At 33.6% G+C, this 12,830-nt stretch carries 8 protein-coding genes and 1 pseudogene; 5 read left to right on the top strand and 4 right to left on the bottom strand.

Annotated elements, in window-relative coordinates:
* Together QZZ11_RS03485 and QZZ11_RS03480 are read right to left on the bottom strand one after the other, a co-directional pair.
* Positions 1 to 441: pseudogene (locus QZZ11_RS03485) on the bottom strand (DNA ligase); the annotation flags it as partial.
* A 7-nt stretch (positions 442 to 448) separates the two neighbouring features.
* Positions 449 to 1,660: a hypothetical protein gene (locus QZZ11_RS03480; RefSeq protein WP_292473635.1), complete on the bottom strand. Its 1,212-nt coding sequence runs from the start codon at positions 1,658 to 1,660 to the stop codon at positions 449 to 451.
* Positions 1,661 to 1,850: 190 nt separating this feature from the next.
* Here QZZ11_RS03480 and polC point away from each other — a divergent pair, with 190 nt between their 5' ends.
* Together polC and nrdD are read left to right on the top strand one after the other, a co-directional pair.
* A complete protein-coding gene (gene polC, locus QZZ11_RS03475; protein WP_292473633.1) occupies positions 1,851 to 5,213 on the top strand; it encodes a DNA polymerase II large subunit in 3,363 nt (1,120 codons plus the stop codon).
* A gap of 141 nt (positions 5,214 to 5,354) precedes the next feature.
* Positions 5,355 to 7,670, top strand: coding sequence for an anaerobic ribonucleoside-triphosphate reductase (gene nrdD, locus QZZ11_RS03470; RefSeq protein WP_292473631.1), 2,316 nt, complete (start codon positions 5,355 to 5,357; stop codon positions 7,668 to 7,670).
* A 22-nt stretch (positions 7,671 to 7,692) separates the two neighbouring features.
* On the opposite strand, the gene QZZ11_RS03465 is transcribed toward nrdD, so the two are convergent.
* On the bottom strand, positions 7,693 to 8,514 hold the full coding sequence (locus QZZ11_RS03465; protein WP_292473629.1) for a heavy metal-binding domain-containing protein: 822 nt from the start codon (positions 8,512 to 8,514) through the stop codon (positions 7,693 to 7,695).
* 140 nt (positions 8,515 to 8,654) lie between these two features.
* Here QZZ11_RS03465 and QZZ11_RS03460 point away from each other — a divergent pair, with 140 nt between their 5' ends.
* Both QZZ11_RS03460 and thiC read left to right on the top strand, forming a co-directional pair.
* Complete coding sequence (locus QZZ11_RS03460) at positions 8,655 to 9,581, top strand: carbohydrate kinase family protein (protein WP_292473628.1); 927 nt, start codon at positions 8,655 to 8,657, stop codon at positions 9,579 to 9,581.
* A gap of 312 nt (positions 9,582 to 9,893) precedes the next feature.
* Positions 9,894 to 11,195, top strand: a complete 1,302-nt coding sequence (gene thiC / locus QZZ11_RS03455) for a phosphomethylpyrimidine synthase (RefSeq protein WP_292473626.1) — start codon at positions 9,894 to 9,896, stop codon at positions 11,193 to 11,195.
* Between the two features lie 45 nt (positions 11,196 to 11,240).
* On the opposite strand, the gene QZZ11_RS03450 is transcribed toward thiC, so the two are convergent.
* A complete protein-coding gene (locus QZZ11_RS03450; protein WP_292473624.1) occupies positions 11,241 to 11,909 on the bottom strand; it encodes a TrkA family potassium uptake protein in 669 nt (222 codons plus the stop codon).
* A gap of 252 nt (positions 11,910 to 12,161) precedes the next feature.
* Here QZZ11_RS03450 and lysS point away from each other — a divergent pair.
* On the top strand, positions 12,162 to 12,830 hold a 669-nt coding region (lysS, locus tag QZZ11_RS03445), incomplete at its 3' end, for a lysine--tRNA ligase (RefSeq protein ID WP_292473623.1).

Raw genomic sequence — 12,830 nt, 5'->3', positions numbered from 1 at the left:
TTCCAGTATAAGATTAAGCTTTTTGTTCTGGGAATTGCTTCCAACGATTGACTCGGTTTTTCTGAGGTTGGAAATAACCTTCTTTATAGTTAATGGTACCTTAAAAAAGGTCACCTGCTTGTTATTCTTTACCAGTTCCTGGGTGATTTCACCCATATCCCCAACAGATGCCAATTTATCCTCTATTGATTTAGTATTTTCCCCGAGTAATTTGGATAATGCTTTAATAATCAGTTGGGTGGAAATGCCCATCTCCTTATCACTCCATGGTGGAAATATTTTACCCTGAAGCAATAAAGCCACATCATAGGTTATATCCGGATCATTTTCTTTTATTGATTTTAAAAAATCTGCAATTATATCCTCTTTTTCTAAACGGCTGGATGTACTGCTGATTTTTTCATATACTGAAACCAATTCCTCATAAAGTGTTTTTGACATATTATCACTAGAATAATGCTTTAAAGAATTTTCCATCTTTTTCTTTGATAATGAAAATTCTTATGTTTTCACCTTCAACCAATTGCTTGTATTCCTCTTTTTTATCTTCCGGGAAATTTGTACCTAAATATATTGCTTCAGGTTTTAGGAAGTCAACTTCCATTTCATCATCGGTAATTTTGTAAACTTCTTCCATAGATGAGTTCATAGCATCCTGAAAAGTATTTGATTCAAGTTCTGCTATTATATCATCAATTATCTGTCTGTAATCGTATTCCAAATCATCGTCTTTAGGTACCAGATAATTCTTTTTTAGAATGTTTTGTATATGTTCATAATTGAATGTGTTTGAATATATCGGTTCAAGCATACCATCCAGCATCAGATATTCTCTTTCCGTGAAATGATGGTTGAAAATGTACATCCATTCATTATAGTAATCTTTTACTTCCAGTTTAACTGCAGTTAATGATGCACAGTGTGAATTGTTAACTTCATAATTCAAGTCATCAGGGCTTAATTTTTTATCCGTGTAAAGAATTGGGTATAATTTATTAAGTTGTGCTGCATTTTCTCCACTGATTTCCTTGAAGTCATATACTACACAAAATCCCTGTTTATTGTTGGCATATTCATCCCATAACTCCTGTTTGTTATAGGGAGTCTGGAATAAACGTACATAGTTATTGTCCTGGTATAATTTCATTGTATAATAAGTGTTGACTACACCAAAGAGTATCTGTTGATTAATGAAATTATTCATTGAATCTTTCCATTCTTTTTGTTCATCATCAGTCATCTCATTTGTATCTTTAACATATACCAAGGTCATCAAACGTATGAATGGAAAATCTGCTTCTTCAATTATCTTTTTTTCTTCATCCGATAAAAAAGTAGGATCTTCTTCATTTAGTTGAGCTATCTGTTGTTTCATCAGATTGTTTAACTGTCCCTTAATTGTGTTGACATAATCAATCTGTACTATTTCATCATTGTAGTTTTCATCAAATTTGGCCTTGGATAGTTTTAACTTTCCTTCACAGATTTTTTTAAGGGATTCCTCATCTATAGGATTTTCATAAAAATTTCCTATTACTGGAGGAAAATGACCAAACTTAAGTTTATCAGCTTCTTCCAGTTGGGAAACATTATCATGTTCTGTAGCAAATATTTTGAAATAATCGAGTTTCCATTGTTTATTATATGAATCATTTAACATTAAACCAGCTCACTAATTAATATTTTATTTTTTCCTTATTGTTCTATTATAATATATTATATAATTTAACTTACTAAAATTTTTAATTCAAATATTAATTTTTATATATCAAAAAAAATTAAAAACTCAAAAAGATAAATATATTCATAATATTTATCATCAGTTGAAGAGTGTTAAGGGAGGTAAAAGTGTGGATTATTTTGAAATGCTCGAAGCAAAAACAGAAGAACTCTATGATATAGCACGTGAAGCAAGAAAACAGGGAAAAGATTTGGAATTGGAACCTGAAATACCTCTGGCAAAGGACTTGGCCGAACGTGTTGAAGGGCTTGTCGGACCGGAAGGTGTTGCTAAAAGAATTAAGAAGTTAGAAGAAACTATGTCAAGGGAAGAGGTTGCTTTTCAGATTGCCAAGGAAATAGCAACAAAAGATGATAAACCCGGAGAAAAAAACAATTATGAAGTTCAGGAACAAAATGCAGATAGTGCAATCCGTACTGCACTTGCTATTTTAACTGAAGGTGTTGTAGCTGCACCACTAGAAGGTATTGCTAAAGTTAAAATCAAAGACAATCCTGATGGTTCAAAATGTTTTGGAGTGTACTTTGCAGGACCTATCCGGAGTGCAGGAGGTACTGCTGCTGCATTAGCTGTACTTATTGGAGATTATATTAGAATTGCACAGGGTCATGACCGTTACAAACCAACTGATGATGAAATTGAAAGATACGTGGAAGAAGTTGAGCTTTATGAATCAGAAGTAACCAATTTACAGTATTCTCCAACTCCAGAGGAAGTAAGAAAAGCCGTAAAAGGTATTCCTGTTGAAGTAACCGGTGAACAGACCGATGCCATCGAAGTACAGAACAGGGATCTCCCACGTGTAGAAACAAACCACATCAGAGGTGGAGCATTACTTGCTATTGCTGAAGGGGTTATCCAGAAATCACGTAAAATAGTTAAATATGCAAACACTTTAGGTATTGATGGTTGGAGTTGGTTAGAATACTTCACAGCACCAAAAGCTGAAAAGAAAGACGACAAGAAGGAAGCAGAAGACAAAGAAAAAAACCAGAAAAAAGCCAAGAAGAAAGCCAAATACATGGAAGATATCATTGGTGGAAGACCAGTTATGTCATATCCTGGTGCCAAGGGAGGATTCAGACTACGATACGGTAGAACCAGGGACAGCGGTTTGGCTTCCATGGCGATACATCCTGCCACAATGGAAATTGTTGAATTTTTGGCTATCGGTACTCAGATGAAGATTGAAAAACCGGGAAAAGGTAATTGTGTAGTTCCATGTGACTCAATAGAGGGACCAATTGTTAAACTAAGCAATGGAGATGTTGTCCAGGTAAATAATGTTTCTCAGGCCATTAAAATCAGAAAGGATGTTTCTGAAATATTATTCCTCGGAGATATGCTTGTTGCATTCGGAGAATATTTAAGAGGTAATATTCCATTAGACGTGTCCGCATGGTGTGAAGAATGGTGGGCTCAGGAAATTGAAGCTTCAGAACATTTTAAGGAAACAAAGGATGATTTTGGAATAGGATTTAAGGAAGAAATGGAACTGACCGATTTGTTAAAATTGGAAATTGATGCCAAGAAGGCATTTGAAATTGCTGAAAAAACAAATACTCCTTTACATCCAAAGTATACTTTCTATTATCATGACGTTTCCAAAGAGGAATTGAATGAACTTCACGATTATTTATATGAACACGTTGAAAATCCTGAAAAAGTATTTAATGTGGACATGAACAGGATACCGATTGATTATCATAAAAGAATACTGGAAGTACTTGGAGTTCCACATCACGTAAATAACAAGTCATTAATTATTTCAAACAATAATTTATATGCCCTTATGAAAACATTGAATAAACACTTAACACCTGATGAGGATGTTAAAAGTGTTGAAGCAATTAATCAGATAAATGATATTGTTATTAAAGCTAAGGCTCCAACATATATCGGTGGACGTGTAGGTCGTCCTGAAAAAACCAAGGAAAGATTGATGAGACCTGCACCACATTCCCTTTTCCCTATTGGAAATTATGCTGGAAATATCAGGAATATTGTGGAGGCCGCTAAAAAGGGTACGATTAAAGTAACATTGGCTAAATGTAAATGTACAAACCCTACATGTAAGGTAACTTCCTTCAAAGCAATATGTCCTGTTTGTGGTTCAAGAACGGAACTGGAAGCTTCAGCAAATAAAAACATCAAACTGGGAAAATTACTGAATGATGCATTTGACAACGTTAACGTTAGAAGACTGGATTCCGTTAAAGGAGTTAAAGGTCTGATTTCCGAGGATAAATTCCCTGAACCATTGGAAAAGGGAATTCTCAGAGCATTGCATGATGTATATACTTATCGTGACGGTACTATCAGACATGATTCCACAGACTTACCATTAACTCACTTTATTCCAAGAGAAATTGGAGTTAAACACGAGAAAATATTGGAAATGGGTTATACTGAAGACATTTACGGTAATCCAATTACTGATGACAATCAGATTATTGAAATTAAGATTCAGGATATTGTTGTTAGTGAAAGCTGTGGAGATTACCTTTTAAAAGTGTCACAGTTTATTGATGATTTACTTGTCAAGTATTATAATATGGAACCGTTTTATAATGCTGAAACCCGTACTGATTTGGTGGGCCAGTTAATTGCAGGTCTTGCACCGCACACATCCGCGGGCGTATTGGGCAGAATTGTAGGATATACCAAGGCTTCAGGTTGTTATGCCCATCCATATTTCCATTCTGCAAAAAGAAGAAACTGTGACAGTGACGAAGATGCCGTGATGTTATTACTGGATGCTTTGTTAAACTTCGGAAAAACGTATCTGCCAAGTACCCGTGGAGGTAGTATGGATGCTCCTTTAGTTTTAAGTATTCGTATAGATCCTGAAGAAATTGACGATGAGTCACACAACATCGATTGTATGAGGAGAATTCCTTTGGAAATCTATCATAAAACCGAAGAGGGTGGTGTAAAACCATCTGATGTGAATGATTTAATAGATAATGTTGAAGGTAGGTTGGGTACTGATGCACAGTATAAGGGAATTATGTATTCCCACCCAACTAGTTCGATACATGCCGGACCAAAAATTTGTCTATATAAAACTTTACAAACAATGCGTGAGAAAGTGGAAAGCCAAATTGGTTTAGCTGAATTGCTTAGAGCTGTTGATCAAAAAGGAGTAGTTGAGGGTGTAATTAATTCTCACTTCCTCCCAGACATGGCAGGAAACATTAGAGCATTTTCAAGACAAAAAGTACGCTGTACCAAATGTGGAGCCAAGTATAGACGAATTCCACTCTCAGGACAGTGCAGTTGTGGAAATGATTTAATATTGAGTATATCAAAAGGTTCTGTACTTAAGTATTTAGACATTTCAAAGGATTTAGCTCAACGATATCCAATAAATCCATACGTAGTTGAACGTATTGAAATTTTAGAGACCGCTATCAATTCATTATTCGAAAGTGACAAATCTAAACAAAGTTCTTTAGACGTATTTTTCTAAATTTCTCCCCCAAAAATACCTTTTTATTTTTAGTTTTTAATTATACGAACGGTTTAATCTAATACGAACCAAAAAAACCAATTTTTATATATTAACATCAACTAATAATAATTTAGAATTAAATATTGATATGTGATTAATATGATGAAAGACCCAGAAACCATACAAGACACTTATAACCTTAATGAAATACACGTTATAAAAAATGACGGAATAAAAGAAAAATTCAGCTACGAAAAATTAATTAAATCATGCATAATGATTAATATACCTTTAGGACTTGCAGAAAAAATTGCATACAAAGTTTCTAAAGAAGCACACGATAATATTACAACAAAAGAAATTAAAACCTTAATTTACGAATATCTCCAAGAAGAAAATACAAAACTTGCAGATAAATATTATAACAACAACACATTACGTGTAAGAACAGGTAGAGACACAATCGAACCGTTCGACAAATCAAAAATAGCAAACACGTTAATACAGGAAACACAAACAACTCCAAAATTAGCAAACAAAATAGCTAATGAAGTTTATAAAGAACTAAAAAAATTACAATTAGACTATTTAACAGCACCTATTATCAGAGAAATGGTTAATACAAAATTAACAGAAAATGGTCTTGAATCATTAAGAAGAAAATACACAAGATTAGGAATGCCAGTATACAACATTACAAACCTAATCGAACAAGGAAACAAAGATAATGCAAATATGATGCACAACCCTGAAACAATACATAAATATGTTGCAGACGAATCATTAAAACAATACGCATTATTAAACATATTACCACACCATTTAGCAGATGCACACATGAATGGTACAGTACACATACACGATTTAGAATTCTTTGCAGGAAGACCTATAAACTGTTTACAACACGACTTAAGACAATTCATCAGATACGGATTAAAAGTTGATGGAACAGGAGACCACACAAGTGTAGCAGGATCACCTAACCACATAGAAACACTCATGAACCACTCAGGAGAAATTATGTTGGCTGCTCAACAGAACATGAGTGGTGGACAATCCATGAGTCTATGGAACGTCTTTGTAGCACCGTTTGCAGTTGGATTACCATACGAAAAAATTAAACAGTCCGTGGAAATGTTAATATTCAACTTAAACATGGCATACGCAGCACGTGGTGGACAAGTACCGTTCACAAGCATAGGACTCGAATTCACAGTACCGGACTTCCTCAAAAACGAACCTGCTTACGGACCTGGAGGAAAAGTATGTGGTGTATATGGGGACTATGAAAAAGAAGTAAGATTATTACAGAAAGCATTCACTGAAGCTCTTATCAAAGGAGATTCTGAAGGAAAACCACACCTTTTCCCTAACACAATTTACTACTTAAGAAAAGAATGTTTAACTCCAGAATTCCAGGAAGATATTGATAGAGTACACTACTTATCAGCAAAATTCGGAACCGCATACTTCATCAACATGTTACCTAAATATATGGGACAACATGCAAACTACATGGGTTGTAGAACAAGATTATCCGACAACTGGACAGGAGACTGGGATACTGATACATTAAGAACAGGAAACTTAGCTTATGTAACTATGAACCTTCCACGTATAGGATACAATGCACGTGACGAAAATGAAATCTTCGATTACCTTGATGACTACATGAACATCGTAGAAGAAGTATTAATGATTAGAAGAGAAAGAGCTCTTAAATGTTTAAATGATTACAAACTTTTACCTTTCTTAACACAAAAAATGGGTGATGATCCATATTACAGAGTGGACAACAGTACACTTTCTTTTGGATTTGTAGGATTAAACGAAATGTTAATGGCACAGACAGGTGCAGGACTTGAAGACCCTGAATCCAACAAACTAGGACACAAAGTAATACAACACATAAATGACAGAGCCAACCAACTTAAAAGTGAAACAGGATTAAGATGGGGTGTAATCCAGACACCTGCTGAAAGTACAGCATACAGATTTGCAACAATGGACAGAGAAAAATATCCTGACCAGGTTATCTGTAATGGTGACAGCAACGCATCCTACTACACAAACAGTAGTCACGTTCCAGTAGACACAGCAATGAGCCTACCTGAAAAAATTAAGATAGAATCAGATTACCACCCATTAACACAGGGAGGACACATCTTCCACGCATTTATGGGAGAATCATACAGTGACCCTGACAGTTTAATGAGTTTAACAAATAAAATTGCAAGAAAAACAGATATCGGATTCTGGGCATACAGTAGTGCTTTAAGTTTCTGCGTAAACTGTAAAACATTAATGAAAGGATTACAGGATACTTGTACACACTGTGGAGAAACCAAAAACGTAGAATGGTATGACAGAATTACAGGATACGTACAACAGGTAGGACATTCCGAAAGTGCATCCGGTGGATGGAACGCTGGTAAAAAACAAGAATTATTAGACAGAAAACGATGGGAACAATAATTACCCACCATTCTCTTTTTTTTTATTTTAAATATTTTTCTTCAATTGTTACGGCAGTACCGTAAGCTGCAATTACCACATCAGGTGGAATTTGCTGATTATAATTGGTATATTCAAACTGCAATTCAACAATAGCATTTGCATTAAGTTTAAGTGCCTCTTTTTCTAAATTATGTACAATATATTTCCGGGCAAGAGAATAATCTTGCTGTTTTAATAAACTCTTATTTTCAATAGTTGAACCGATATATTTCAAACGTTCGGCATGATTTTTTTCATCAAAATCAATTACGTCTTCGGCAAAAACCAATCCATGATACTCTTTAATTGGAAAATTTGGTTTTGAATTAAAAAGTTTAACCTTAAATTCATTAATCTCCCCTATATCCGTAACCAACATGGGTGAATGTTCATTTTTATAAAAACTTGATCCAATGACTCCCCCTACTAATCCGAAAAGATATGTGGTCAAAAAGAAAATACCAATTATCAAATAATTAATAATTAATGGAAATGCTGCCTGCAACATTAATAAAAATCCACCCACTGTGAATATGTTGAATGTCAACGGCTGTGATGGGAATAACCATCCAATACCATTAGTGAAGATGAATAAAATAATGGCACTGATTGCTCCCGAAGATTTGTTTCTTGTATAATTAGACACAAATGTTTCTACAAATCCGGCAACTACAGGAGCTATAAAAATATCAAGATTCACCCCAAAAATCCGTAACCTGCACAACGCACATATTGCCGTGACTAATAGACCAACCAATAAACCAGTAAATATTGAAAGGATTAAGAAAAACCTGTCCTTAATTAATTTTTTATTTTCAAACATTTTGTTTCAACTTAATAGATTTTATGAAAAATTGTATAAGTTATGTAATTACATAAAGATATTATAGAATATGACACATTATTAATAATATAATTATCGTGAATAAAAAAACAATTACTATTAAACAAAGGAGGACAACAATGGAAAACATGGATTTACTAGTATTAGGACATACAGCTTTTGATTATATTATGGAAGTTAAAGAATTTTCAAAAATAAACACATCAGCTATTGTAGAAAAAATGGAAACATTTAATGGAGGAGCTGCAGGAAATGTTGCCGTTGTAGCAAGTAAAATGGGTTTGGATGTTAGCTTGATATCATGTATCGGTAAAGACTTTGCATGTAGTGACTACGAAAAAGAAATGATTGAAGAAGGTATTGATATTTCAAACATGATTATTTCAGAAAAAGCAAACACTCCTACTGCATTTGTTTTAACAAACCCTGAAGATCAACAAATGTTTTACTTCTACTGGGGTGCCGCAGCAGAATATGAAAATAGCGAAGTTCCTAAAGAAGCCATCGATAATGCAAGGGCAATCCATCTTGCTACAGGAGATCCTAAATTCAATATCAAATCAGGAAAATATGCTTATGAGAATAATAAATTAGTATCTTTCGATCCGGGACAGGATTTACATTTATATTCTACAAAAGATTTACAGGAACTGGTGAAAAACTGTAACATACTCTTTGGAAATGAACATGAAATAGAACATATCTGTTTCCTGTTGGAAAAATCCATAGATGATTTACTAAATGAAGGCCTGGACATAGTAGTACAAACCCTTGGTGACAAAGGAAGTACAATCTATGCAAAAGGGGAAGAACCAATAAATATTGAAGTTGTACCAACAGAAGCTGTTGATCCTACAGGTGCTGGTGATTCATATAGAGCATCATTCTTAAGTTTATACTTAAGAGATAATGATCTTAAAACTTGTGGACGATTTGCAAGTTCAGTATCATCATTCATTGTTGAAACTCAGGGAACCCAAACCAATATTCCTACTGCAGACCAAGCTTTAGAAAGAATGAATGATAACTGGCCGGAAACATTATAATTTATAAATATAAATTATCCAATATCCCCTCCCACACCCACTTTTTTTATAAAAATTTTCAAAAATCCATAATAAAAATTAATTGAATCAACAGTATTTTTTTACATATTTTTTGAAAATACGATTAAAATTAAATTTATAAATCAAATAAATTATAAATTAAGCTTTAATTTTGAAAATAAATGATATTAACCTTTAAATAGTTCTATAAACCAAGATATTATTAGTTTATTATGTATGTAATAATCAAATAAAATTATCCGATGATAATTTTTTAATATAATAGAACAAAATTTAAGGAGTTAAAAAAAAATGACCCAAATGACTGAAGCAATGAACGGTAATATTACCGAAGCAATGAAACAAGTTGCAGCAGATGAAAAATTAGACCCTGAATACATTAGAAAAATGGTTGCTAAAGGATACATAGCTATCCCAGATAACAATCAAAGAGAAACAGTAGCCGTAGGTATCGGAAAAAATCTCAGAACAAAGGTAAATGCAACAATCGGTACTTCAACAGACATCGTAAACTTGGATGAAGAATTAGAAAAAGCTAAAGCTGCTGAAGAGGCTGGTTGTGACACCCTTATGGAATTAAGTATTGGTGGAGATCTGGATAAAATCAGAAGAACCGTTCTTAAAAATACAAATAAACCTGTTGAAAGCGAAACTATATATCAAACAGCTATAGAAGCAATAGAAAAAGACAGTGCTGCAATTAACATAGAACCTGATGATATGAACAAAAACATTGAAAAACAGGCAAAAGATGGAATAGATTTCATGGCTATTCACTGTTCAGTAAACAGAGAAACATTAAAAAGACTAAAAAGACAGGGACGTAACGGCGGATTAGTAAGTAGAGGAGGATCATTCATATCCTCTTGGATGGTACATAATGATTGTGAAAACCCATTATACGAAAATTATGACCAAATTTTAGATATTGTGGAAGAATACGATGTATGTTTAAGTATGGCCAATGCAATGAGAGCCGGAGCATTAACTGATTCAACCGACAGGGCTCAAATACAAGAATTAATTGTACTGGGAGAATTAGTGGACAGAGCAAGAGAAAGAGGAGTTCAGACAATAGTGGAAGGTCCGGGACACATACCTATCAATGAAATTGAAACCAACATCAATATTCAAAAGAAAATGTGTAACAATGCACCATTCTATATGTTAGGTCCGATTGTAACAGATATTGCACCTGCATACGACCATATTGTTTCAGCTATTGGGGCAGCACAATGTGCTAAATCAGGAGCAGATTTCATATGTTATGTAACACCAGCAGAACACTTGGCATTACCTGATGTACAGGACGTTAAAGAAGGAGTAATTGCAACAAAAATTGGAGCTCATGCAGGAGACATAGCTATAGATATGGAAAGATTTGGTGAAGATGATATTAAAATGGCCGATGCAAGAAAATCATTGAACTGGCCAGCACAATACGACCTTGCAATGTGGCCTGATGATGCTAAAGCCATAAGAGATAAAAGACCACCTGAAGAAGAAGATACCTGTACAATGTGTGGAAACTATTGTGCAATAAAAATAGTAAATCAATGGTTAGATAAAGCAGATAAAACTGCATTTGATTAAAAAAATAGAGTATTCTTTTAAATTAATAGGATTTTACCTATTAATTTATATTATACTGTTTTCAGTAAATTTTTTTGTTACTTCTTTTAGATAATCGGATTTTGTTATTACTGATATTTTCTGATCTTTTTCAAAAACAGTATCGTTTTGTGGAATAAGCAATTCCCCATCATCATTATATACTGCACATACAATATAATTTTCAGTAGGACTGTAATCCAATACACGTTTTCCGAATAATTTCTTATTTTCTAATTTTAATTCCAACATTTCAGTGGAACCCCGACCCAATACAATCAAATCTGCTATTTTAGGTCTTGTGATAAGTCTTTCCAGGTATGTTGCCACAGATGCTTCAGGACTGACTGTAATATCAATACCTACACTTTTGAAAGCTTTTTCATGTTCCAAATCATTTACTCTGGCAATACGTTTGGTTATGTTGTCATAATTTAAACTTAATACTGAACTAAATAAATTGACTTTATCATCACCGGTTGCTGCTACAAAAACTTCTGCTTCAGATATATCTGCATCTTCAAGAACTTGAACACTTGAAGCATCACCATTAATAACCATAGCTTCAGAATTTTCTGCAACCTCTTTAGAAATCACAGGATCACTTTCAATAATCGTTACACTCAATCCTTCCCTGATAAGAGATTTTGAGAGATTAACACCTACCCTACCTGCTCCTACTATAATTACATACATACAATCACGCGTTTATTCAATATTTATTATATTAATTAATTGTAATATTTAAGTTTGAGCAAAAAATCAAAAATAATTATAAACCAGAATAAACATAAATATTATTATTAATGATTTTTCATATAAGAACATTAATTAAATGATTATCAACTATTTTAATTCACATAGATAGAAAAATCTATATTTAAAATAACATAATAACAAATTAATTTTATAAATTTTATTATTAAACTACAGATTATTGTGATATACATGAGTAAACATTGGACCGAAAGAATAGCAGAAGAATTGAGCCAACAAGGACGAGATGAATATGTTATAGGAAGTGGAACATCCATTTCAGGATCTGTACACATAGGAAACAGTTGTGACGTATTTATTGCAAATGCAGTAAGTAAAGAATTAAGAAACTTAGGTGAAAATGCAAGAACGTTATGGATTGCAGACGATTATGATCCTTTAAGAAAAGTACCGTTCCCATTACCAGAATCATATGATCAATATTTAGGACAGCCATACTATGAAATTCCTTGTCCTGAAGGTTGCTGTGACAATTTTGTAGAACATTTCCAAAAACCGTTCACCACAGCATTAGAACCTTTTGAAATAGAAAACCTTGAAATAAAAAGTGGAGCATACATGTATAAAAACGGAATTTATACTGAAGCTACCAAAATAGCATTGGAAAATGCAGAAAGAATAAGAGAAATATTCAACCAATACAGAGAACACCCATTGAAAGAAGATTGGTTACCATATAATCCAATATGTACAGAATGTGGAAGAGTAAATACAACCGAAGCATATGATTTCGAAGGCACTACCGTAAAATATAGGTGTGAATGTGGCCATGAAGGAGAAATGGATTATACATCCGGTGAAGGAAAACTAACCTGGAGAGTAGAATGGGCTGCCAGATGG

The sequence above is a fragment of the Methanosphaera sp. genome (genome assembly GCF_016282985.1).
In the GTDB taxonomy this organism is placed as follows: Archaea; Methanobacteriota; Methanobacteria; order Methanobacteriales; family Methanobacteriaceae; genus Methanosphaera.
This window is presented reverse-complemented; position numbering and strand designations above follow the sequence as displayed.